The organism is Streptomyces sp. NPDC031474, assembly GCF_055581185.1.
The window spans coordinates 213,226-236,925 of record NZ_JBVIJX010000007.1; the positions used below are offsets into that span (position 1 = coordinate 213,226).

The 23,700-nt window shown below is 71.5% G+C and carries 20 protein-coding genes; 9 read left to right on the top strand and 11 right to left on the bottom strand.

The window, feature by feature from the left end; all coding sequences use genetic code 11:
* Positions 1-165: 165 nt before the first annotated feature.
* On the top strand, positions 166-1,506 hold the full coding sequence (locus ACZ5SK_RS16290; RefSeq protein ID WP_334583313.1) for a transcriptional regulator: 1,341 nt from the start codon (positions 166-168) through the stop codon (positions 1,504-1,506).
* Positions 1,507-1,616: 110 nt separating this feature from the next.
* A complete protein-coding gene (locus ACZ5SK_RS16295) occupies positions 1,617-2,156 on the top strand; it encodes an NUDIX hydrolase (protein WP_334583312.1) in 540 nt (179 codons plus the stop codon).
* Between the two features lie 12 nt (positions 2,157-2,168).
* Here ACZ5SK_RS16295 and ACZ5SK_RS16300 read toward each other — a convergent pair whose 3' ends face one another.
* Both ACZ5SK_RS16300 and ACZ5SK_RS16305 read right to left on the bottom strand, forming a co-directional pair.
* Positions 2,169-2,426: a hypothetical protein gene (locus tag ACZ5SK_RS16300; RefSeq protein WP_334583311.1), complete on the bottom strand. Its 258-nt coding sequence runs from the start codon at positions 2,424-2,426 to the stop codon at positions 2,169-2,171.
* Positions 2,427-2,609: 183 nt separating this feature from the next.
* Entirely contained in the window at positions 2,610-3,482 is an 873-nt protein-coding gene (locus tag ACZ5SK_RS16305; RefSeq protein WP_319670769.1) for a 3-hydroxybutyryl-CoA dehydrogenase, read from the bottom strand.
* Positions 3,483-3,663: 181 nt separating this feature from the next.
* On the opposite strand from ACZ5SK_RS16305, the gene ACZ5SK_RS16310 reads away from it, so the two are divergent.
* A complete protein-coding gene (locus ACZ5SK_RS16310) occupies positions 3,664-4,902 on the top strand; it encodes a glycoside hydrolase family 10-like protein (protein WP_334583310.1) in 1,239 nt (412 codons plus the stop codon).
* Between the two features lie 26 nt (positions 4,903-4,928).
* Here the strand turns inward: ACZ5SK_RS16310 and ACZ5SK_RS16315 are convergent, their stop codons facing one another.
* The gene (locus ACZ5SK_RS16315; RefSeq protein WP_334583309.1) at positions 4,929-5,132 is read right to left on the bottom strand and encodes a DUF1918 domain-containing protein; all 204 of its coding nucleotides are present in this window, start codon (positions 5,130-5,132) and stop codon (positions 4,929-4,931) included.
* A 73-nt stretch (positions 5,133-5,205) separates the two neighbouring features.
* Entirely contained in the window at positions 5,206-6,153 is a 948-nt protein-coding gene (locus ACZ5SK_RS16320; RefSeq protein ID WP_334583308.1) for a DMT family transporter, read from the bottom strand.
* Between ACZ5SK_RS16320 and ACZ5SK_RS16325 the strand changes: the two genes are divergently transcribed.
* The 3 genes from ACZ5SK_RS16325 (at position 6,152) to ACZ5SK_RS16335 (ending at position 8,759) form a co-directional block, all read left to right on the top strand.
* Entirely contained in the window at positions 6,152-7,615 is a 1,464-nt protein-coding gene (locus ACZ5SK_RS16325) for an aminotransferase-like domain-containing protein (RefSeq protein ID WP_334583307.1), read from the top strand. The two genes, ACZ5SK_RS16320 and ACZ5SK_RS16325, sit on opposite strands and share 2 nt — an antisense overlap.
* An 18-nt stretch (positions 7,616-7,633) precedes the next feature.
* On the top strand, positions 7,634-8,071 hold the full coding sequence (locus tag ACZ5SK_RS16330) for a GNAT family N-acetyltransferase (protein ID WP_361701678.1): 438 nt from the start codon (positions 7,634-7,636) through the stop codon (positions 8,069-8,071).
* Between the two features lie 94 nt (positions 8,072-8,165).
* The gene (locus tag ACZ5SK_RS16335) at positions 8,166-8,759 is read left to right on the top strand and encodes a histidine phosphatase family protein (RefSeq protein ID WP_334583305.1); all 594 of its coding nucleotides are present in this window, start codon (positions 8,166-8,168) and stop codon (positions 8,757-8,759) included.
* Here the strand turns inward: ACZ5SK_RS16335 and ACZ5SK_RS16340 are convergent.
* Positions 8,741-9,244: a DUF6314 family protein gene (locus ACZ5SK_RS16340; RefSeq protein WP_361701675.1), complete on the bottom strand. Its 504-nt coding sequence runs from the start codon at positions 9,242-9,244 to the stop codon at positions 8,741-8,743. The two genes, ACZ5SK_RS16335 and ACZ5SK_RS16340, sit on opposite strands and share 19 nt — an antisense overlap.
* A gap of 148 nt (positions 9,245-9,392) precedes the next feature.
* On the opposite strand from ACZ5SK_RS16340, the gene ACZ5SK_RS16345 reads away from it, so the two are divergent.
* Positions 9,393-11,882, top strand: coding sequence for an alpha-L-arabinofuranosidase C-terminal domain-containing protein (locus tag ACZ5SK_RS16345; protein ID WP_468576166.1), 2,490 nt, complete (start codon positions 9,393-9,395; stop codon positions 11,880-11,882).
* 255 nt (positions 11,883-12,137) lie between these two features.
* Positions 12,138-14,753, top strand: coding sequence for a YfhO family protein (locus tag ACZ5SK_RS16350; protein ID WP_468576250.1), 2,616 nt, complete (start codon positions 12,138-12,140; stop codon positions 14,751-14,753).
* A 29-nt stretch (positions 14,754-14,782) separates the two neighbouring features.
* Here ACZ5SK_RS16350 and ACZ5SK_RS16355 read toward each other — a convergent pair whose 3' ends face one another.
* The 5 genes from ACZ5SK_RS16355 to ACZ5SK_RS16375 all read right to left on the bottom strand — a co-directional run bounded on the left by ACZ5SK_RS16355 (position 14,783) and on the right by ACZ5SK_RS16375 (position 19,120).
* Entirely contained in the window at positions 14,783-15,523 is a 741-nt protein-coding gene (locus ACZ5SK_RS16355) for a VOC family protein (protein WP_361701673.1), read from the bottom strand.
* A gap of 286 nt (positions 15,524-15,809) precedes the next feature.
* Positions 15,810-17,273 carry a UvrD-helicase domain-containing protein gene (locus ACZ5SK_RS16360; RefSeq protein ID WP_468576167.1) on the bottom strand — a complete coding sequence of 488 codons (1,464 nt, stop codon included), beginning with the start codon at positions 17,271-17,273 and terminating at the stop codon, positions 15,810-15,812.
* A 77-nt stretch (positions 17,274-17,350) separates the two neighbouring features.
* Complete coding sequence (locus tag ACZ5SK_RS16365; protein ID WP_468576169.1) at positions 17,351-17,491, bottom strand: hypothetical protein; 141 nt, start codon at positions 17,489-17,491, stop codon at positions 17,351-17,353.
* Between the two features lie 315 nt (positions 17,492-17,806).
* Positions 17,807-18,685, bottom strand: coding sequence for a DUF6083 domain-containing protein (locus ACZ5SK_RS16370; RefSeq protein WP_468576170.1), 879 nt, complete (start codon positions 18,683-18,685; stop codon positions 17,807-17,809).
* Positions 18,686-18,847: 162 nt separating this feature from the next.
* Positions 18,848-19,120 (bottom strand): helix-turn-helix transcriptional regulator, encoded by a 273-nt coding sequence (locus tag ACZ5SK_RS16375; RefSeq protein WP_468576172.1) that lies wholly within the window; start codon positions 19,118-19,120, stop codon positions 18,848-18,850.
* Between the two features lie 618 nt (positions 19,121-19,738).
* On the opposite strand from ACZ5SK_RS16375, the gene ACZ5SK_RS16380 reads away from it, so the two are divergent.
* Positions 19,739-20,299, top strand: a complete 561-nt coding sequence (locus ACZ5SK_RS16380; RefSeq protein WP_008404671.1) for a hypothetical protein — start codon at positions 19,739-19,741, stop codon at positions 20,297-20,299.
* A 346-nt stretch (positions 20,300-20,645) separates the two neighbouring features.
* Here the strand turns inward: ACZ5SK_RS16380 and ACZ5SK_RS16385 are convergent, their stop codons facing one another.
* Positions 20,646-23,687 carry a pPIWI_RE module domain-containing protein gene (locus tag ACZ5SK_RS16385; protein ID WP_468576174.1) on the bottom strand — a complete coding sequence of 1,014 codons (3,042 nt, stop codon included), beginning with the start codon at positions 23,685-23,687 and terminating at the stop codon, positions 20,646-20,648.
* Positions 23,688-23,700: the final 13 nt, after the last annotated feature.

Here is a 23,700-nt window from a genome sequence, read left to right on the forward strand (position 1 = left end):
GGGGGAGCCGACGGCCCGGCGGACCTCTTGCGAGGCATTCCAGTCAAGCGGCCGGGAAACGCTGCGCGACAGCGCGCACACCCTGCGAATGCGCGCACTCCGTTCACACCCCGTGTGAGTGCGGACCCACTACGCTGACGGCACCGAGGTACCGGGGGGCCACTCATGCAGCCCAACACTCTGCTCGACGCGATCCTGGACGAGGCGGGCATCTCGCACGCGGGCCTCGCCGCCCACGTCAACCAGGCCGGACGGGCCCGCGGACTCGCCCTGCGGTACGAGCACACGGCGGTGGCCCGGTGGCTGAAGGGCCAGCGGCCGCGGGGCCAGGTGCCCGACCTGATCTGCGAAGTGCTCGCCACCCGCCTGCACCGGCCGGTCACCCTCGACGACATCGGTCTCGGCGTGCCGGGGGAGCCGTCCAGCCCGCACGGCACCTCGCTCTCCGGGTTCGTCGAGCGGGCCACCGCCCTGTGGCGCTCCGACGAGCAGCAGCGCCCGCACCTCCTGGGCGCTCCCGCCGTCACCGGCACGCCGGCCGTGATGCCGGTGTGGGAGTGGGAGAACCCGCCGGAGGACGTGGACGTCTCCCGCGGCGGCCGGCATCGCGTCACCTCCGCCGACATCGAGATGCTGCGCGCCGCCCGCGCCCACTACGAGCAGATGTACCGCAAGGCCGGTGGCATCGCGACCCGCAGCCGGATCGTCGGCTTCCTGAACGCGGAGGCCGCACCCTTACTGAGGGGCAGCTACACCGACGAGACGGGCCGTCAACTGCACCGGGCCACCGGCGGGTTGGTCGCCGTCGCCGGAATCTGCGCGTACGACTCCGACGCGCACGGGCTCGCCCAGCGCTACTTCCATCAGGCGCTGCGGCTGGCAAAGGCCAGCGGCGACCGGGGACTTGGGGCGTATGTCATAGCTCTCCTGGTCAACCAGTCGCTGTTCATGCGCGAGTACCGGCAGGCCGTCGCCTTCGCGGAGGCCGCGCTGCGGGCGGCGGGCAGGCACATCACGCCCGCGCTCGCCTCCGACCTGTACGCGATGCAGGCCAAGGCGTACGCCCACCTCGGCGACGGCACGAGCGCCCTGTCGTGCATCCGGCGCGCGGAGACGGCCGCCGAACGGATCCGGCCAGGACATGAGCCCGACGAGACCGGCTATGTCCAGCCGGGCCTGGTCAACGTCCAGGTGGCGGAGGCGCTGCTCAGCCTCGGCGACCTCGCGGCAGCCGCCGAGCATGCCGCGGCCGCCGTCGACAACCCGTCGCACGACCGGGGGCGGGTGCACCGGCTGGCCATGCTCAGCACGATCGAACTGCGGCAGGGCGACACCGACAAGGCGGTGGTCACCGCCGTGCGGATGGCCGAGCAGGCGCGGGGAATGGAGTCCCAGCGTGTGCGCGACAGACTTCGGGCGGTGCGCGAACACCTGGTCCGCAGCGACTGCGCGGGCACGGCCGAGGCCGCCGAACTCATCGACGGGGCGCTGCGCGTACCGCTGTAGACGGAGTGTCACGGGGTGTCCGACGACAGACATCAACACCGGTAGCGACGCCGACGCTGCATAGTTCCTGCTGCGATATTGCCACTTACTCGACGGAAGGTGGCAGAACCGTGCAGTGGACGAAACAGAACGAACAAACTGTGTATGAAAACCGCTGGTTCAGCGTCAACCTGGCGGATGTGGAGTTGCCGGACGGCCGACATCTCGATCATTTCCTCATACGGCTGAGGCCCGTCGCGGTGGCGACGGTCGTGAACGAGGCCAACGAGGTCCTGCTGTTGTGGCGCCACCGCTTCATCACCGACAGCTGGGGGTGGGAACTCGCGGCGGGCGTGGTCGAGGACGGCGAGGACGTCGCCCGCGCGGCCGCCAGGGAACTCGAGGAGGAGACCGGCTGGCGACCGGGGCCGCTGCACCACCTGATGAGCGTGGAGCCGTCCAACGGGCTCACCGACGCCGTCCACCACATCTACTGGTCGGACAGGGGCGAGTACGTGGGACACCCGGTCGACGACTTCGAGTCGGACCGCCGGGAGTGGGTCCCCCTCGAGCTCGTTCCCGACCTGGTCGCCCGGGGGGAGGTCCCGGCCGCCAACATGGCGGCCGCGCTGATGCTGCTGCACCACCTGAGGCCCGCTGTCGGGCCCTGAAGCGAAACCGCCCTAGTGGGCCAGGGCCTGCCAGACCGTCACGACCAGTGCGCCTACGGCGGTGAGGGCGGCGATGGCCGGCAGCGGCCAGCGTGCCTGTTCCAGCGTCACGATGCGGCTGCTCAGTTCGGCGATCTCCTTGGCGGACTCCTCGGTGCGGTGCGTCAGCAGAGCCAGCCCGCCCTCGACGCGGGCGTACGCCACGTCGAGCCGGCGCCGTAACTCTGCGAGTTCTCCATGGACGACGGGATGCTCGGGATCGGCGGTCACGTGTCCGCTCCTTTCCGTAGTCGTCTCACACCCCTTGCATGGGCATGATGAGTCAACTCGCCTGGTGGGCCCACGGGGAGCGTGTGCGCGCGGCATATGCGGGCCCGGTGCGCACACGGTGTGTGAAGCGAACGGGCCCGGCACTCCGAGGAATGCCGGGCCCGTGGCGAACACGGTGGGTCATCAGTACGTGTAGAAGCCCGAGCCGGTCTTGCGGCCCAGCCGGCCCGCGTCCACCATGCGCTGGAGCAGCGGGGGAGCGGCGTACAGCGGCTCCTTGTACTCGTCGTACATCGACTGCGCGACCGAGGCGACGGTGTCCAGGCCGATCAGGTCGGACAGCTTCAGCGGCCCCATCGGGTGGGCGCAGCCCATCTCCATGCCGTTGTCGATGTCCTCGCGGCTGGCGATGCCCGTCTCGAACATCCGGATCGCGGAGAGCAGGTAGGGGATCAGCAGCGCGTTGACGACGAAGCCGGAGCGGTCCTGGGCGCGGATCGCGTGCTTGCCGAGCAGCTTCTCGGCGAACAGCTGCGCCCGGCCGAGCGTGCCCTCGGAGGTGGTCAGCGCCGGGATCAGCTCGACGAGCTTCTGCACGGGGGCCGGGTTGAAGAAGTGGATGCCGACGACCTGGTCGGGCCGTGAGGTGGCGACCGCCAGCTTCACCAGCGGGATGGAGGAGGTGTTGGAGGCGAGGATCGCGTCCGGGCGGGTCACGACCTGGTCGAGGACCTGGAAGATCTCGGTCTTGACCTGCTCGTTCTCGACCACGGCCTCGATGACCAGGTCGCGGTCGGCGAACTCGCCGAGGTCCGTGGTGAAGCTGAGGCGCGCCAGCGTCGCGTCCCGCTCCTCCTCGGAGATCTTGCCGCGTTCGGCGGCCTTGGCCAGGGAGTTGAACAGCCGGGTACGGCCGATCTCCAGGGCTTCGCCGGTGGTCTCGGCGACCTTGACGTCGAGTCCGGCGCGGGCGCAGACCTCGGCGATGCCCGCCCCCATCTGGCCGCAGCCGACCACGCCGACCCGTGAGATGTCTCCCGCTGGGGTGCCCGTCACATCGTCCCTTTCGCCGCGCTGACTCTGATGGCCGTGACAGGTCCGCCGGATTCCGGCCGGCCTGCTCCGATCGTGCACGTTACTAGCAAGTATCGATGATCGATCGCCGGGGTGGGGGCATGCTGGGCCCCGATACGATCCGTGACCGAGCGGATCCGCGGAGTATGTGGGGATGTGTGCGATGGGGCGACTGACCCGGCGGGCGTTCGCGCTGGCAGCGCTGTCGGCGTTCACCACGACGGGTGCGGCGGCCGCTCCCGTGGGGGAGCGACGGGCGACAGGGGAGCGGCGGGCGACGACCGAGATGCGGGGGATGTGGCTGGCGACGGTCTCCAACCGCGACTGGCCGTCGCGCGCCGGACTGACCGCCGCCGCGCAGCGCGCCGAGCTGATCGCCTGGCTCGACCTGGCGGTCCGCAGACGGCTCAACACCGTCGTCATGCAGGTGCGGCCGACGGCCGACGCCCTGTGGCCCTCGCCGTACGAGCCGTGGTCGCAGGTCCTCACCGGCACCCAGGGCAAGGCGCCGGGCTGGGACCCGCTGGGCACGGCCGTCACGGAGGCCCATGCGCGGGGCCTGCAGCTGCACGCCTGGTTCAACCCGTACCGGGTCGCGACCCACGACGACCCCACGAAGCTCATCGCCTCCCACCCGGCCCGCAGACATCCGGACTGGGTGGTGCCGTTCGGCGGGAAGCTCTACTACAACCCGGGGCTGCCCGAGGTTCGCGCGTTCGTCGAGGACGCGATCCTCGACGCGGTGGAGAAATACCCCCTGGACGCCGTGCACTTCGACGACTACTTCTACCCCTACCCGGTGGCCGGCCAGAGCTTCGACGACGACGCCGCGTACGACGCCTACGGCGGCGCCTTCCCGAGCCGGGCCGCCTGGCGGCGCGACAACATCGACAAGCTGGTGCTGGAGACGGCCGCCCGGATCAAGGCCGTACGGCCCGGCACCCAGTTCGGCATCAGCCCCTTCGGCGTGTGGCGCAACGCCTCCACCGACTCGCGCGGCTCCGACACGCGGGCGCTTCAGTCGTACGACGACATCCACGCCGACACCCGCAAGTGGGTGCGGGAGGGCTGGATCGACTACGTCGTCCCGCAGCTGTACTGGAACATCGGCCAGTCGGCCGCCGACTACGCCAAACTCGTGCCCTGGTGGGCGGAGGTGGCGAAGGGCAGCCGCACGCGGCTCTACATCGGCGAGGCCCTGTACCGGGCGGGCGACCCGACGCAGCCCGCCGCCTGGCAGGACCCGGCCGAACTGTCCGACCACCTCGATCTGGCCGCCGCGCACCCGCAGGTGCGCGGGCACGTCTTCTTCGCCGCCAAGGACGTCAAGGCGGACCCGATCGGGGCGATGGCGCGGGTGGTCGCCGACCACTACCAGCAGCCGGCGCAGCCCCCGCGCTGATCTGCGGTCGAGCTACCGCCGGCGGTCTACCGCCGTCGTTCCTCGGCCGTCCTGTGCCGGATCTCCGTGTCGGGGCCGGGTGAGCACAGGCCCACGTGCCCGTCCTCGAAGCGGACGCGGTACGGAGGGTTGCCTGCCTGGCCCAGTACTTCGACGATCTCGCCGACCTTGTCGTGTTGGCCGACCACCCTGCCGTGCTGGACAAGCTGGTCGCCCTTGGTTGCGCGCATCTGTGGGGCCTCCTCATCGGATGCGGAAGCGGCGGCACGTTCTGCCGAGGCCAGTGCCGTGACCGGAAAGGCACTAGCCGCGCGCCCGCTGCGTGACCGCGATGCAGATGAGCACGGCCGCGGCCGTCAGCGGAGCGGCGGGCGTGAGGTGCTCGCCCAGCAGCAGCACCGACCACACCAGTGTGAGCAGGGGTTGGGCCAACTGCAACTGGCTGGCCTTGGGGATGCCGATGGCCGCCATGCCCCGGTACCAGACGACCAGCCCGAGGAACTGCGAGCCGGCCGCGACCCACAGCAGCCCGGCCACGCTGTGCGCGGTCAGCCGGACGGGCTCGTGGGCCAGGGCGAGCGCGGCGGCGGGCACGCTCAGCGGCAGACAGCACACCAGGGCCCAGCCGATGACCTGCCAGCCCGGCATGACCCGGGCCAGCCGGCCGCCCTCGGTGTAGCCGGCCGCGCACACCAGCAGCGCCCCGAACAGGTACAGGTCGGCGCTGGTCAGCGCGCCGCCGCTCTGCTGCACGGTGAACGCCGCCACCGCGCCCGCGCCGGCCAGGGCCGCCGCCCAGAAGGTGCGGGAGGGGCGGGTGCCCATGCGCAGGGCGGACAGCAGCGCGGTCGTCAGCGGCAGCAGACCGACCACGACGGCGGCGTGCGAGGTGGTGGACGTCCGCAGCGCGAGCGTGGTGAGCAGCGGGAAGCCGACGACGACCCCGGCGGCCACGACCGCGAGCCCCGCCCAGTGCCGCCGGGCGGGCGGCGGGACCCTGAGCACGAGCAGACATGTGCCCGCGATCAGCGCGGCCAGGACGCTGCGCGCGGCCACCAGCGACCAGGGGCCGAAGCCTTCGAGACCCCAGGCGGTCGCGGGGAAGGTGAGGGAGAACGCGACGACGCCGAGGACGGCGAGCAGGGTGCCGAGGCCGCTCGACCCGGGCGGGGCGTCCGCCGTGCGAGGGCCGGCGTCCGGGGTGCTGACCGCTATCGCGGGCCGGGCAGTAGCGCTACTCTGTGTCTCCATGCAAGAGCGTAGCAGCGTGGGTGAGCTGGCGGATCGACTGCGTCGGGAGTTCGACCGCTACTCTCCCGGTGGAAAGCTCCCGTCGAGCCGGGCCCTGGTCGAACGGTTCCGGGTGAGCCCCGTGACGGTCTCGCGGGCGCTGGCGCAGCTCGCCGCCGAGGGGCTGGTGGTCACCCGGCCGGGCGCGGGCGCCTTCCGGGCGCGGCCGACGGGGACGACCGGCGCGCCGGCCGGCGACACGTCCTGGCAGGAGGTCGCTCTCAGCGCGGACGGCGCCGCCGACCTCGTCCCGCGTTCCGTGGACGCCTCCGGGGTCACGGTGTCGCTGGCCGCCCCGCCGCCCGGCGTCGTCGAGTTCAACGGCGGCTATCTGCACCCCTCGCTGCAGCCGGAGCGGGCGATGGCCGCGGCGCTGGCGCGCGCGGGACGGCGGCCCGGAGCGTGGGGGCGGCCGCCCATGGAAGGGCTGCCCGAGCTGCGCGAGTGGTTCGCGCGGACCATCGGCGGCTCCGTCACCGCGGCCGAGGTACTGGTCAGCGCGGGCGGCCAGGCGGCCCTCACCACCGCCCTGCGCGCCCTCGCCCCGCCCGGCGCGCCGGTGCTCGTCGAGTCGCCCACCTACCCCGGCATGCTCGCGATCGCCCGCTCGGCGGGCCTGCGTCCGGTACCGGTCCCGGTCGACCCGGACGGTGTGAAGCCGGAGCTGCTCGCCGACGCGTTCCGGGCGACCGGAGCCCGGGTCTTCGTCTGCCAGCCGCTGTTCCAGAACCCGACCGGCGCCGTCCTCGCGGCCGGCCGGCGGGCGCAGGTGCTGCGCATCGCGCGCGAGGCGGGCGCGTTCGTCGTCGAGGACGACTTCGTGCGGCGGCTCGCGCACGAGGACGCCGGACCGCTGCCGCGTCCGCTCGCCGCCGACGACCCCGACGGCGTCGTCGTCCACGTCGGCTCGCTCACCAAGGCGACCTCGCCGAGCTTCCGGGTCTGCGCGCTGGCCGCCCGCGGTCCGGTCCTTGAGCGCCTGCGCGCCATCCAGGTCGTCGACACCTTCTTCGTGCCCCGCCCGCTCCAGGAGGCGGCCCTCGAACTCGTCGGCTCGCCCGCCTGGCCACGCCATCTGCGGGCCGTCGCCGCCGAGTTGCGGGCCCGGCGGGACGCGATGACCTCCGCGCTGCGGCTGCGGCTGCCCGAAATCGCCCTCCCGCACGTCCCGTCCGGCGGCTACCACCTGTGGCTGCGGCTGCCCGACGGCACGGACGAGGGCGCGTTCACCTCCGCCGCGCTGCGCGCGGGCGTCGCCCTCACCCCCGGCCGCCCCTACTTCAGCGCCGAACCCCCGGCCGCCCACGCGCGGTTGAGCTTCGCGGCCGTCGCCGGGACCGAGGAGATCGCGGAGGGGGTACGGCGGCTGCGGGCGGCGGCCGACGAGGCGCTCCCCGCAAACGGTTCGACACGGCGCCCGTGATGCGGTGAGGATCCCCGCATGAACGCCACCCTGCCCCTCGCCGAGGGCTACGAGATGTCCACCGACCCCGCCCGCATCGACGCCGGACGCGTGCACCGCTGGCTGTCCACGGACGCGTACTGGGCGATCGGGCGCGAGCGGGCGAAGCAGGACCGGGCGATCGCCGGTTCGCTGAACTTCGGCGTCTACGAGACCGCGTCAGGGGAGCAGGTCGCCTATGCGCGGGTCGTCACGGACCTCGCGACCTTCGCGTGGCTGTGCGACGTGTACGTGGACCCGGCGGCCCGGGGCAAGGGCCTCGGCACCGCCCTCGTCGCCGCCGTACGCGACCACCTGCGGCCGCACGGGCTGCGCCGCATACTGCTGGCCACGCACGACGCGCACGGGGTGTACGAACGGGTCGGCTTCGCGGCGCTGGAGAAGCCCGGCCAATGGATGGCGCTCGTTTTCCAGTGACTTGTCCGACCCGGCCTGACTCACCGGTAAGAATTCCCGAACCCATCGGCCGACACCCCTTGACCTGCGCAGTTGTGCGGCTCACCATCACCGCATGCCACTTCGGGTCACGTTCGTCGCCGCCGCTCGCAGCACCTCGCTGCTCGCGGAACGCTTCGAGGACGACCAGCCGCTGGACCAGGCGGGCTGGGACGAGGTGCAGCGGGTGGTCCCCGACCTCCTGCCCCTCGCCGCCGCCGAGCTGCGCTACTGCTCGCCCACCCCGCGCAGCCGCACCACCGGCGACGCCCTCGGCTACGCCCCACTCGTGCAACTCGCCCTGCGGGACTGCGCCATGGGCCGCTGGCGGGGGCTCACCCTGGGCGAGGCGATGGCCCGTGAGCCGGCGGCCGTGGACGCCTGGCTGGCCGACCCGCTGGCCACCCCGCACGGCGGCGAGTCCCTGCTGGACTTCATCACCCGGGTGGGCGACTGGCTCGACACCCGCCCGCTCGGGGACGGCGACCGGATCGTGGCGGTCGCCGAGCCCGGCGTGATCCGGGCCGCGGTGGTGTACGCGCTCAAGGCGCCTCCGTCGACGTACTGGAACATCGATGTGCGCCCCCTGTCGACGACCACGGTCACCGGCCGGGGCGGTCGCTGGAACCTGCGGCTCGAAGGGACCTCGGTTCAGCCCACCCGCATGTAGTCGGTGATGAGCAGCAGGTCCTTGGCCGGTCCGGCCACCCGCCAGAGCGTCCGCCAGCGGTCCGCTCCCAGGGCAGTGAACTCGCCCTGGTAGAGGTCGGCGGAGCAGGGGTGGTCGGCGATGTGCCGGCCGCTCGTCAGGTCCAGGTCGTGGAAGGGACGGCCGTCGGCGAACCGCACGTCGGCCGTGCCGGCCGTCGGCCCCGGCAGGAAGCGCAGGGTGCGCTCCGCGGGCCGGGCGACGCCGAGCCAGACGAACGTGCCGGACTCCTCGTGCAGCAGCCCGTTGTGCGGCAGACCGTCGTGCGGCAGACCTTTGTGCAGCAGCCCGTCGTGCCCCGGGCCGCCCTCCTCCAGCGCGCTGAACACGGTGATCCCGTCGAAGCGGCCCTCGTCGCCGCTCGCCCGGTCCCGTACCGACCGCTGCACCCGCCAACTCCCCGCGAGGTACGCCAGTACGTCCGGAACTGGCCGGAACTCGCCCATCCTCAGCCGCCCTCCGTCACATCCGTTGCTGCACGCCCCATTGACGCGTCTCGGCCCCCTCCCTATCTTGCCGTTCGAAGTGCTGATCATCGTCCGACATTTCGAACAACTGACATACAACGCGCACCACTGAGCCGCGGAGTCACACATGTCACGCAGCACCACCCGCACCCGCTGGAGAATCGGTCTCACCTCGACCGCGCTTCTGACGGCCACCGTCCTCGTCCCCGCCCCCGCGCACGCCGAGGCCGTGACCGACTACGCCATCACCGTCGACCCCACCGCCAAGGGCGCGAAGATCGACGACACGATGTACGGCGTCTTCTTCGAGGACATCAACCGGGCGGCCGACGGCGGCCTCTACGCCGAGCTCGTGCAGAACCGATCCTTCGAGTACTCCACCGTCGACAACCGGTCATACACCCCGCTGACCTCCTGGACGGTCGACGGCACCGCACAGGTCCTGAACGACTCGGGCCGCCTGAACGAGCGCAACCGCAACTACCTCTCCCTGGGCGCCGGTTCCTCCGTGACCAATGCCGGCTACAACACCGGTGTCCGGGTCGAGCAGGGCAAGACGTACGACTTCTCGGTGTGGGCCCGCGCCGAGAGCGGCACCACCCTGACGGTGTCGTTGCAGGACGCCGACGGCACCCTGGCCACCGCCCGCAAGATGGCCGTGAAGGCCGGCGGCTGGGCGCGGTACAAGGCCGCCTTCACCGCCACCCGGACCAGCAGCAACGGCCGACTGGGCGTGGCCTCCTCGGCGGCGACCGCCCTGGACATGGTGTCCCTGTTCCCCCGTGACACCTACCGGGGCGAACCCAACGGCCTGCGCAAGGACCTCGCCCAGAAGGTCGCCGCCCTGCACCCGGGCTTCGTGCGCTTCCCCGGCGGCTGTCTGGTCAACACCGGCTCCATGCAGGACTACAGCGAGGCCTCCGGCTACCAGCGCGCCCGCTCCTACCAGTGGAAGGACACCATCGGTCCGGTCGAGCAGCGCGCCACGAACTCCAACTTCTGGGGCTACAACCAGAGTTACGGCCTCGGCTACTACGAGTACTTCCGCTTCGCCGAGGACATCGGCGCGATGCCGCTGCCCGTGGTCCCCGCCCTGGTGACCGGCTGCGGCCAGAACCAGGCCGTCGTCGACGACGCGCTGCTCAAGCGGCACATCCAGGACACGCTCGATCTGATCGAGTTCGCCAACGGGCCGGTCACCTCGACCTGGGGCAAGAAGCGCGCCCGGATGGGCCACCCCAAGCCCTTCCACCTCACGCACCTGGAGGTCGGCAACGAGGAGAACCTCCCGAACGAGTTCTTCGCCCGCTTCAAGGAGTTCCGCGCCGCCATCGCGGCCAAGTACCCGAACGTCACCGTCATCTCCAACTCCGGCCCGGACGACTCCGGTTCGACCTTCGACACGGCCTGGCAGCTCAACAAGGACGCCAAGGTCGACATGGTCGACGAGCACTACTACAACAGCCCGCAGTGGTTCCTGCAGAACAACGACCGCTACGACTCCTACGACCGCAGCGGCCCCAAGGTCTTCCTCGGCGAATACGCCTCCCAGGGCAACGCCTTCAAGAACGGCCTCTCCGAAGCCGCCTTCATGACCGGCCTCGAACGCAACGCGGACGTCGTCGAACTCGCCTCCTACGCCCCGCTGTTCGCCAACGAGGACTACGTCCAGTGGCGCCCGGACCTGGTGTGGTTCAACAACCACGCCTCCTGGAACTCGGCCAACTACGAGGTCCAGAAGCTGTTCATGACCAACGTCGGCGACCGCGTCGTGCCCTCGACGGCCACCGGAACCCCGTCCCTGCAGGGCCCGATCACGGGCGCCGTCGGCCTGTCGACCTGGGCGACCAGCGCGGCCTACGACGACGTCAAGGTGACCGACGCGGACGGCGACCCGCTGCTGAGCGACGACTTCTCCGGCGACGCCTCGAAGTGGACGCACACCGGCGGCGGCAGCTGGTCGCTCCAGGACGGGCAGTACGTGCAGACCGACACCGCCGCCGAGAACACCATGGTCTCCGCCGGTGACCCGAGCTGGCACGACTACGACCTGCATGTGAAGGCCACCAAGAAGTCCGGCAAGGAGGGCTTCCTCGTCGCCTTCGGCGTCAAGGACACCGGCAACTACTACTGGTGGAACCTGGGCGGCTGGAACAACACCCAGTCCGCCGTCGAACAGGCCGTGGACGGCGGCAAGTCGACGCTGATCTCCAAGGCCGGAAGTGTGGAGACGGGCCGTGCCTACGACGTCGACGTGAAGGTGCGCGGCCGCCAGGTCACCCTCTCCCTCGACGGCCAGGAGTGGGGCAGCTTCACCGACGACAAGCCGGCCGAGCCCTTCCGCCAGGTCGTCACGAAGGACAAGAAGACCGGTGACCTGATCGTCAAGGTCGTCAACGCCCAGTCCACGGACGCCCGTACGGCGATCGACCTCGGCGGCGCCAAGGTCGCCTCCAAGGCCAGGGTGACCACGCTGGCCGCCGCACCGGACGCGGTCAACACCGAGACCGCGACCCCCGTCGCACCGGTGAGCTCCACCTTCACCGGAGTCTCCGGCAGGTTCACCTACACCTTCCCGGCGAACTCGATCACCTTCCTGCGGATCAGGCAGCGGTAGCCGGTTCACCTGCCTGACCACAGCTGTTCTCCCGGGGACACCCAACCCACCGCGAACGCCGGCCGTCTAAGTCGGCGAATCAACGCCGGTGCGGGGAGGCGTCCCCGGGAGAACGCCGGCCCGTGCCGCTTCTTTGGGGGCCTGTCCGACGTGGATCGCTCGACCCTGAACAAGCACGTCCCGTCGGACCCGGCCCCGGCATCGCCGGGGAAGGCCCCCTCGGTACGGTCGCCCCGCCGCCCGCAGTGGCTCCGGCTGCCCCGCCCGACGACCGAGCCGCGGCAGGCCGCCGCCCTGCTGGCCGCGGTGATCACCGTCACCGCCTTCTGCGCCGCCGACGTCGTCGCCCGCAGCTACCCCTTCGGCCCCCGTACCCGCAGCGTCAACGACCTGGGCAACCAGTACGTGCCGTTCCACGCACACCTGTGGGACCTGCTGCACGGACGGGCCGACGGCGGTCTCCTCGTCAACTGGCAGTCGGGCTACGGCGCCAGTTTCCTGCCCGACCTCGGCACCTATCTCACCAGCCCGTTCGCGCTGCTCGTGGCCGTCTTCCCGCGGGACGAGATCGACCTCGCGGTGTATGTGATCACCGTGCTGAAGGTGGCGTGCGCGGGCGCCGCCATGGCCTGGCTGCTGCTGCGCCTGCGACCGGGGCGCTGGTGGGCGGCGGGACTGCTGGGCGCGTCGTACGCCCTGTGCGGCTGGACCGTGGCGAGCGCCGTGTACAACCTCATGTGGCTGGACGGGCTCATCGCCCTGCCGCTGCTGTGCCTGGTCGGCGAATGGGCGATGACCGGACGGCGGCCGTTCCTCGGCGTGGCAATCGTGACGGGGGCCTGGGTCGCCAACTTCTACACGGCGTACATGGCCACCCTCGCCGCCGGACTGGTCCTGCTGCTGAGGCTGTGCCTCTCCGGTCTTCCGCGCCGCCGGATCCTCGCGGCGGCGGGCCGCGCCGGTGCGACCGTCGCCCTCGGCATGGGCCTGGCCGCACCGCTGGTGACCGTCGTCTACTTCGGCACCGAGCACGCCTCCCCGGGCCGGTTCAAGGACTTCACGCCGGTGGCGACCGAGGACCTGCTGGCCCGCCTGCTGCCGACGACGTACAGCTTCGGCTCACCGGCCCTCTACGTCGGCGCCACGGCGCTGCTGCTGGCCCTCGCCCTGCCCTTCCACCGGGCCGTTCCCGGGCAGGTGCGCGCCGCGTGGACCCTGCTGGTGGCCGCGATGACGCTGTCGATGCAGTGGGCCCCCACCCAGCTGTTCTGGCACGCCTTCACCCCGCCGCAGGGCAGCTCGTACCGCGAGGCGTTCGTGCTGTGCGCGCTGCTGGTGATCGCCGCATGGACCTCGCTCTCCTACGGCCCGCCCGACCGGCGTGCACTGGCTGCGGCGGGCGCGCTGTACGCGCTGATCGTCGCGGTGGCGAGCCGCAGCGATCTGGTGCGCCCCGTCGCCTGGCCGGTGCTCCTGCTCGCCGCCGCGGGCGCGCTGGGCGGCCTGGCCCTGCTCGGCCGCACAGGCGCCGTGCGTCCCGTGCGCCCTGCGCGTCCCGTGCGTCTCGTCGGCGCCGGGCGCCGCACCCTGCCGGCCGTGCTCGCCGTGGTCCTGCTCATCGGGACACAGCTCGGCGAGGCCACCGCCACCGCCGCCGTGGCCACCCGGCTGCGGCTCGGGCACATGGACGACTACGCGCCCTGGGGCGAGCGGCAGGAGCAGCAGGCACAGGCGATCGCGCAGGCCGACGGCTGGCCCCGCTACCGCACCGACCCGGGCCGCGAGCAGACCGTCGGCAACGACCCGCTGCTGCTGGGCGGCCAGGGCGCCCAGTACTACAGCAGCCACACCTCCGACGTGCTCTTCCGTACGCTCACCGCACTCGGCGGCGGCTGGACCTCGGGCGGCCGCAGCCTGCAGAGCCTGGACAACCCCGTGACGGACGTGATCTTCTCCGTCGGCGCCCGGGTGCACTCCCCGCCGTACCCGCACCAGAACTGGTTCCCGCAGGACGGCACCGGGGTGACCGTGTCCCGCCAGGACGTGCCGCCCCTGGTCACGGTGCGACCGCCGGGCACCTCCGCGCACACGCCCGTCTCCGCGTTCGGGCCGTCGCCGTACCGCAACCAGGAGTTGCTGCTGGGCGCCCGCGTCTACACGGTGCCCCCGCTGACCGTGCGCACCGCAGCCGGGGCGGCGCCCGAGCGCAGCAAGGGCGACACGCCCGGCGTGCGCCTCGACGCCCTTCCCCGGGGGGCCGCCGAGCCCCGGCCGACGATCACCGCCGAGTGCGCGGCGGGCAGCGAGGTGTATCTGTGGGCGCCGCACTTCGCGGGTACCGCGCGGCTCACCGGCGACCTTCCCGCCGGCCCGACCGGGCGGTTCCGGTCCGACCCCGTCTCCAAGATCGCCGCCATGGAGCCGCTCGGCACGGTCCCGGCTTCCGGGCGGCTGCGGATCGAGCTGTCCCCCGACCGGCCGAGCACCGTGCCGGACGGCGCGGTCGGCTGCCTGGACACCGCGGGCCTGCGCGCCGCCACCGACCGCCTCAGGACCACCGGCGCCACCAAGGTGACGGTGGACGACGACACCGTCCGCGCCGAGCTGCCGGCCGGCGCCCTGGGCACCGCCGTCCTCTCGGCCCCCCGGATCGCGGGCTGGCGCTGCGCGGTGGACGACGACATCGCCGTGCCCGCCGGTGAGTACTACGGGCTGATCGCGGTCTCCCTCGACGGCTCCGCGACCAGCGTCACCTGCACGTTCCACCCGCCGGGTCTGCGGCTGGGCGGGGTGATCGGGGGCATGTCGCTGCTGGCCGCGATCGCGCTCGGCACGTTCACCGTCGTCCGCCGACGGCACGCCGTGACATAGCGCTCCGCCCGGCGCGCGGTCGCTCCGCCTCAGGACGGGGCGAGGACGCAGAACTCGTGGCCCTCCGGGTCGGCCAGGCACGTCCACGGGGCGTCGCCCTGGCCGACGTCGAGGTCGGTGGCGCCGAGGGCCCGCAGCCGGGCCACCTCCGCCGCCTTGTCGTCACCGGGGCAGGGCAGCAGGTCGAGATGGACACGGTCCGGCACGGTCTTCACCCCGGGCGTGCGGAGGAACTCGAGATACGGGCCCACACCCTCGGCGTTGCGCAACACCGCTTGATCGTCGCTCACCTCGTGCAGCGTCCAGTCCGTCGCCCCGCCCCAGAACCGGGCCATGGCCCGCGGATCCACGCAGTCGACGACCACCGCGGCGATCGGCCCGGTGTCCCGGTAGACCTCCCGAGGCTCCAGCACGCAGAACTCGTTGCCCTCGGGGTCGGCGAGGACCGTCCACGGCACGTCGCCCTGACCCACGTCGACGGGCGTCGCGCCGAGCGCCTTCAGACGCCCGACCAGCTCCGCCTGATGCGCCGCGGAGGCGGTGGCGAGATCGAGGTGCACGCGGTTCTTCGTCGCCGCCTTGGGTTCCGGCACGGGAACGAAGTCGATGCCGAGAACCACCGGGTCGGGCCAGACGAGGCCGCCGGCGGGTCCGACGTAGGTGGTCGCGCCGGGGCTGTAGGCACTCCAGCCGAGCGCCTGCGCCCAGAACCGGCCCACCGCCGCGTGATCAAGAGCCTTGATGTTCACCATGACGGGTCTCAGTGCCATGCACGTGTGACCGAGAACTTTAGTTGGCGAATCATGGTCTGAGACGCGCAGGTCACGCTCGAGTGGAGAAGTCTTGTTGGCGAATCATGAGAGAGATAGTTGGCAAATCATGGTCGCGCATGTTCGCTCTCTGTCACCGACAGTAGCTCTGCCTGCGACGACGCAAGCGAGGTGAGTGCGCCGCATACGGCTTCCGAGATGGCGGACTGGGCTGGCTAGGCAGCCGCTCGGCCACGTTGATCGTGGGCGGTCTGGGGGAACTGGCTGTCCCTCGGGGTCTGTGGCGTCATCCGCTTTCGTTGGCCCGGGTGGTGGCGTTCCATGCCAGGCCGCCGAGGTCGAGTTGGTGACGTGCGCGAGTAACGGCGACGTAGGCGAGGCGGGCATCCGTGTCGCTTACATCCGGGTCCTGGGCGGCCGCGCTTGTGCCGGGGGCGGTGTCCTTCGGCTGGGGAAAGTCGTTGCCGATCCTGACGGTTGGCCACTCGCGGCCTTTGGCTTTGTGGGCGGTGGAGACGGTGACGTCGGCGTGTGCTTCTTCGGTGAGTTCGGACACGGCGGCGAGGATGGCGTCGGGTCCGTGGGTGTCGACGAGGTCGACGAAGGGCTGTAGGTCGCGGCCGGCCGGGTCGTAAGCGGCGTAGTCTTGCAAGTCGCCCCAGGACGAGAACAACACCAGTTCGGGGTGATGAGTGCGGCGTCCCTCCTTCAACTCGCGTGCAGCAGAAGCGAGTTGTGCCAGCTGCTGGCCTCCCCGAGTGAGGGCGACGCGGTGACCTTCGCTGAGCAGGCGCAGAACCTCTGTCATGGCGCCGATATTGGTGCGGCACAGCACGGCATCGGGGTGGTCGACGCTGCTGACCTCTGCGGGAACGCTGGTGGTTCCCGTCAACCGGATGGGAGCGCCGGCAAGCGCGAGCCACCGGTTGGCCTCGTCGGCGATCGGCGGTCCGAAGCGGAACGAGCGGGTGAGGGTCAGCTGTTCGGCGTCGAAGCCGGTCATCACGTCGGTTGCGCCCCGCCAGCCGTAGATGGCCTGGGCGGAGTCGCCGACCATGACGAGCTGGGCGTGGTCGCGCTGCGCGATGAGCACTTGCTCCAGCACCGGGTTGGTGTCCTGGGCCTCATCGAGAAAGAGGAAGTCGGCCTCGATCGTCGGCCCGGTCAGTGCCCACATCTTGAGGTAGTGGTCGTGCTCGAAGCGGACGACGCCCTGGCCGGGGCACTGAAGGTCTGCCCACGCCTTTGCCGCGAAGGGGAGCACGAGTTCGGTGAACTGCCGGTGGTCGGCGGGAACGTTGAGGCCGCGCAGGTGCGGCACATGGTGGGGGGCCAGAGCGTCGTCGGCGGAGTGGCAGAAGCGGGTGACGGTGCGCAGCACGTAGTGAGACAGGGTTCTTGGGCTGATCTCGTGGTCGGCGATCCGCACGGGACGGAGGATGCCGAGGGACTGTCCGGTCTTCCAGGCTGGTTGGCGGGGGCTGTTGAGCCGGTCGGCATAGCGGTGGCCGAGTGCGGCGAAGGCGGTGGCGTGGGCGGTGCGGCACTGCACTGTGGACGGGAAGCGGGCTGCGGCGTCCCGCGCAATGTCCTTGTTGAAGGCCAGGTAGCGGCCCCGGCGTTTGGTGTCGGTGGCAAGCAGGCACAGCGTGCTGGTCTTCCCGGTTCCGGCTCCGGCCTGCAGCGCGAGGTGTCGGCCGGCGCGGAAGGTGTCCGCCGCGTGGATCTGTTCGTGGGTGGGGGCGTGCAACGTGGGCTCCGTGGGATGGGAACGGTCGGACGGGGCGCAGCCGGCGGCTGCCTCCGGCCGGGGAGACAACGACGGGTTCAGTGCGGCAGACGTACCTGCAGAAGGCGGCCTGCGGCGCAGGCCAGAACTTCTTCCGGGGCGCGGTGGGTGAGCACGCGCTGCATCTGCGATTCGAGGCGGTGGCGCCGCTGGCGTTGCTTGTGCGCGAGGTCGGCCATGATCCGTCCGGGCAGACGTCCCCGGCGCGCCGACCAAGAGCGGCCGCCTCCCGAGGGACCTACGCGTCGACGCGGCGGCTGAGGACGACATAAGCAGGACGTGGTCACCGCGATCGGGATGGTGCGTGGTCAGCACGTCGATCGGCAGGAACGTGTCCAGGCGGTGCAGGGCGCGGCCCGGGCTCTTGCCGCAATGCGTCGTCATCAGCCGGGTGCGGTCGGCGTTCGCGGCGAACGCCACACGGTGGTGGGCCCGGTGAGGTTCCCGAGCGGTGGCGGGCCGGGGCAGGACGATCTCGACGGCGTACTGATGCCTCAGGGCCAGACCCGCCGGGGTGCGTGGCCGCCGGGACGGCGCCCGTGCGTGGGCAGGCGGGTGCGGATGTGCTCGTGGTGGCGGAGTGGGTCGAAGGGTTCCCAGTCCGCGACGGCGAGGTCGCCGGCGGTGGACGCGGCGGCATGGTCCCGACACCGTTGGGTGCGCCAGCGCAGCTGTTCCTGGTACGGAAGCGCGGACAGGCTGTAAACGGCCATGACATCCGACGGCAGCGCGAGCTGACCGTGGTGCACGGTCGCGGGTACCAGGGTCCACACCCCGTGCAACCCGCTGGAGCCGAGGATCTCGGCGGTGCAGCGGGTTCGGCGCCGGGTCTGGGCGACGCACTGGATCTCATCGACGGGACGCGAGGCCAGGTAGCGGACGAACAGCAGCTGCACGACGGGCCGAGCCGGACGGCAGACGGCCTCGTCCGCCGGCCCGCCGGCCCGTGTGGCAGGCGGAGCGAGAAGTCCAGTGTCGAGCAGACGGCGGGTGCGCAGGGCAAGGGACCGGCGCAGCCCGGACAACTGCGGCGCGGCCGTCGGCGTCGGGCGGGCTGGGCACAGCACCTCATGGGCCAGCCGGCACCAGCTGCTCCCGTCGCCCGCGGGATGGGCGATGCCGCGGCTGACGTGCCAGCGGCAGAACTCCGGCACCCCGGCCACCGGCAGTTCGTGCGGATGCAACTGCACCAGTCGGTCGTCGGTCCTTGGGTACCACTCGACCGGATTGCCGCATTCGCGGCAGGAAGCGTTCTGGCCGCAGCGCAGCAACCGGCTGGCGCTGTCAGGGGCGATACACAGGGACCGCCGGTGAGGCGTGCTCGCGCGGCTGCCGTCCCAGCACCGCGCAGAAGGAGAGGAGGGAGAGTGCATGTGGGCGAACCTGCCAGCCGACACGCCCCACCGGAGGCACCCGGCCCGGATGTGCCCCCGGGCGGAGCAGCACCGGGCGACAACAGTACGAATGACTGCTCACGCATTCGGCACCGCGTTGCCGGATCGGGTGAACTGCCGTCGGCGGCGTACAGGCCCGGGTCAGCTGTCGGAGCTGTCTTCGGTGCCGGGTAGGTCGTGCTCGTGGCAGAGGCTGGCCAAGAGCTCGTCGAACGGTGTGTCAAGGGCGTGTGCGAGGGCGTGCCATGTCTTGAGGGTGCCGACGGTGCGGCCCTGCTCGATCTCGATCACAGTGCGCCTGCTCAGACCGCTGCGGGAGGCAAGCTCGTCGTAGCTCCACCCGCGCTCAGCCCGCAGACGCCCGAGCTCCAGTCGGAGGGCGTCGAGGTCCGGATCGGGCGGCAAGATCGTCACCCGACCATCCGACGGTGCAGACGCTTGCCCTGTCAGTGCAGACCTCTGCCCTGTTTCTCCCGATGACTTCACCGGCGGGAGGGCAGGGGTCTGCACTACGGTGTCGGCCGTCCCGCCGTACCGCGCGGTGGGGCTGGCGCCGGACCGGGAAGGGAGGGACACACGCCCATGAGGCTGCGCACCGTGTGTCCACAGGCGGCGCGGACCTGGACGGTGGAACTGCGATGCCAGACCGGCGGGCTCGTTCTCGTTTGCCAGCACTGTCCCCAGGACGGTCGGCGGGTCACCGCGCAGTCCGCGCGCTCGGCGGCCCTTGCTCACCTCGCCCGGCATGCCCGCGGTGACCTGAGGGCTCCTCACCTGCGTACCTGTCAGTGTCATGAACGCGGCTGCCGTTGGCACCGCCGTCACCGCGGGTGCGCGGGGCCCATCCGCCTGCTCCTGGCTTGCGAACGTGGCGGCCGTGTCTGGCGCCTCGCCGACGCCTGCGGCGCCTGCGCCGCGGCAACCGCCCAGGCCGCCGTCGTGCCCGACACCGTGCTGGCCGCACCGTTCCACCCGCCTTCCGCGCGGCCGCGCGGTCCCCGGCCCGGCCGGGGGCCGGGGGAGCGTGTCCGCGTGAGCGAGATCCTCAGCTACCTGGCCGCGGCCCTGCCCGCGGACGTGTCCGCCGGGGCGAGGCTCCTCGCCCTGCAGTGCGCCCTGCGCATGAACGCGTACCTGCACGTCGAACTCCGTGCGGGCCTGCTGCGCAGCCTTCGTATCGATCCGGTGCAGGCCTGCCGCGAGTTGGAACAGGCGCGGTGGGCAAGCATGGTGAACGGTCCCGGAGCGGCCGGGGTCGCTGCGGAGCTTCGCGACGCCACGCTGCTCGCCCAGTCACCGGCTCGCCCCGACCGGCGGCGCGCGGCCGACTGGGCGTTGCGCACCGGGTGCCCTGCCCGGATCGGTGGAGCAGAGCCGCAGCTGCGACTGTCGGGCGTCTATCTCGCGGCGCGCAGCGATCCGTCCTCGGGGGAGGGGCTGAGTGAGTGCGACCGGATCATCCGTGACTGTGGCCTGCGCGATCAAGGGTTCCACGGTGTGCTCAGCCATCTGACGGCGAACGGCGTTTTGGAAGGGTGGTGGATCTGTCCGGATTCAGGCGACGTGCACTGGACGCTAGCGCCGAGGCGATGATCGGCAACCCCTTGCCGACCGTGAGATGCGGGAACGGCCGGCGGGGGTGACTTGGCTCGTCAGACGTGCTGTCGGGTAAGCGGTTGCGGGTTCGAACCCTGGAACGGGATGAGCGAGGGAAACGCCTGACCGCGCCGGCGGCGAGGGGACCGATGGCGACGTGACCGACGTCGCGGCCAGACCCGAACTGGGCACGGTCACCCCAGTGTTCCGCCTTCCTCCGCTGACCGCGCACACGAGTAGAGAAGGGTGCATGCAGGGGCTGTCGTCGGTCTCTCAGAACACAGGTCCTGTGGATACCGGTGTCCTCCGTCGTCAGGGCACCGCGTAGGTGTCGATCCAGTCGTCAGTCGTGGGCAGTCTCGGCCTCGTCGTCCGGCGTCGTGGACAGTCCGGCCGCGTCGGCGAGATCTGGGTCCTCCATGCTCTGGTTTCCAGCAGGTGTGTCCGACCCCTCGTTCGAAGTCCGGTCGCCGTCGGCGAGTGTCGGGAGGACATATGCCTGGGCCAGCCCCGCGAGGTGGAGTGGGAGGGGGAGAGACAGGGCAGCGGCGTAGTCCGGGGCCTGGCGGAGCTGGTGCATGGCGAGGGCCAGCGCCTCGGGGTCGTCGGGCTTTTCCCGTACGGGGGCAGCCGGATCGTCATCCTCGTGGCAGCCCAGTACCGCGATCTCCACCAGGGTCGGGTTCCAGGCGCTGGTGCCCGCCTGCGAGGTGAGGTTGCCTGCTGCGTTGACCCGGGTGGCGAGGCGGTCGAGTGCGGGGGAGATCGCATGGGTTCCGGGGCGTTCGGTGGTGCTGTAGAAGATCCGCTCGCGCGATGAAGCCCTGTACTGCTGCTGGGGATCCTGTGCCCAGAAGCCGGCCGGCTGTCCGTGGGGCTTGCCCGGGTCGGCCAGCCCCCACCACTGGGCGCTCTCGCGACCGCCGCATCCGCGCACGCGTACGAGGCGCAGTTCGTCGTCCAGTCGTCCTGCTGGGGCGTGGCCGGTCTTGATCAGATCGCGTTCGGTCTGGCCGTCCTGGAGCCAGGGCCAGTGCAATCGGCTGTTCTGAGCGTGGGTGATCAGTGCGGTGGGTTGCCCTCGGAGGGAGTGCAGCACGCGTTGGAGGAATGCCGCGGTCTCCCTGCGCTGTTGGGCGAGGTTGCTGCGCCACTGCTTGCCGGTGACCCTAGGGGCATCGGGACGTGCGTCATCGTCTGGAGTCCCGGGTTCCGTGAACGCTTCGGGGTCGATCTCCGCCTGTTTCACCAGACCGAGGAGGAACTGCGGGTAGGGCACCCATTCCCCCGCGGTGTCATCCCAGCCGCGTACGGCTGCAAGGCCTTCCCCGGCCGGGAGCGGGGTGACGAGGACGGCCACAGGCAGGTGCTTGGGCAACCGGGTCGGGCCGTCCTTGCGACGTTTCACCATCCACACCGCCGCGTATTGCAGCGAGTCCGGAAGATCGTCACCGAGGGTGTGCTGGGGCAGAACGCGGACGCCGAGCTGGCGCAGTCCGTCGAGCCACGAGCTGCACGTGCGGTGGTCGAGGCTTTCCGCATTGTCGATCTGCCGGTCGGTGGAAGGGGTGACGACGAACTGAGTCAACAGGCCCGCGTCGGCGCACCCGAGGCGGATGGCGAACTTGGGGTCCGTCGACGCCGGGCGGAATGTGCTGCGGTGTGCGACTTCCACGAGGGCGAGTTCGGGGCGGAAGGGGTCCGCGCCGTCCGTGCGGAGCCATGCGCGCAGGGCGCGGCGCCGTCCGGCGACGGCAGCCGCGAGCGCCGCGCCTTTGCCCTTGACGGCCGGGTCGGGCACGAGCCGGTCGCCCAGTCCGTCGGCGAGGGGCAGGCAGCGCAGCCGGAGTGTGACCTCCGCCGTCCGCCACTCCAGGACGACCGGTGCTCCGGGCGTGGCCTCGTCGAAGTCCCGGTCCGTGACATGGGCGGCACTGGCGCCGCCGTCGCCGTCGAGGCCCAGGGCCTTGGCGAACTGTTCCACTGCCTCGCCGCGTACCTCGGGCGACTGCCACAGCAGCCGGGCCTCCACCACGGGCGGGCCGGCCTGTTCCGGACCGTGGGAGGCGATCCGGGCCTGTGCCGCGAGTGCCACGCGCCGTGCCCGGGTCTCGCGCAGCAGCTCGGTCTTCTTGGCCTCGTCGGTCCTGGGCTTGGGCCGCCGGTTCTCCGGAGCGCCGATGCCCTTGCCGCGTCCGCGCGTGAGGTCGGGTACCCGGGCCAGTGTTTCAGGGAGGGCCTGCTCGGCCCATTCGGTGAGCTGGGCCCGCTGGTTGGGCATGAAGCCGGTGCCGATCTCGTGGTTGCCCATTCTGGTGCTGTGGACCACGGCGGCCCGGACGCCGCGGCCCTCGCCGATCCAGGAGACCGGTTCGGTGAGGAGCTGTTCGGGGTCGGGGAAGTTGCCGGCGAGGCTGAGTCCGCGCAGGATGCCGGCGGTGTCGTTCTCCGACCAGACGAAGGTGTCGGTGGCCCGGTCGCGGCGCAGGCGTGCCAGTGCGTAGCGTTCGGTGGCCGGTGCGCCGGGCAGCCAGGGGATGGTGGGCCGCAGGTAGACGGTGGTGGCCTCCCGGTAGGGCAGGTTGAGGCGTTTGGTGGTGGCCCGAGGGTGGGTTGCCCAGCGGCGTACACCCCAGTGCAGGTGGAGACGCGGCCTGGGGTCGAACGGAGTGGTGTGCAGGGAGATGTTCAGAAGGACGGAGAACCACCACTCCTTGCGTTTGACGGTCCGGCACAGAGGCTGCGACATGAGTTCCGCGCCCTGGTCGCGAGGTCCGCGGGGCAGCGCCCGGAACCGCAGCTCCCCTCCCTCGAACGGGAAGGGGTCGAGGGTCAGGATGCGGCGTGCCAGGGCGTCGGTGGCGAGTTGGAACTGGCGCGGTTGCGGAGCGGCGGTGCCGCTCCGGGTGGTCGGGGTGGTGAGGAGTTCGACGCCGCTGACCGGCTGCCACTCGGGCAGGTTCTGCTTCAGCTCGGTGCTGCTCGCCAGCAACATCGAGCGGAACCGGGGATCCTGTGCGGAGCCCTTGGGACCGAGGGTACGCAGCCAGGCGTCGAGGAGTTGCTGCATGGAACGGCCGGGGAGGGGGTCGGGCGCCGAGGCCGGTACGTACATCCAGAAGTCCTCGGCGGCCTGCGGCCCCGGTTCCACCGGGATCCGCGGCCGGGGGCGGACGATCACGTCGGGGGCGAGGGTCTGGAGCACGCCGTCGAGTCGGCGGGTGGGCAGCGTCGGCTGCCGCTTCTCCTCGTCCCGCCCGTGGTTGTGCAGTTCGAGGAGTCCGGCATGCCAGTGTTCGGGGAAAGGGAGCGCGTGGAAGTCCTCGGTCCAGGGGGTGCCCTCCTCGGCCAGATGGTACGCGGATCGGCGGATGTTCTTGTACATGTCGGTTCTCCCT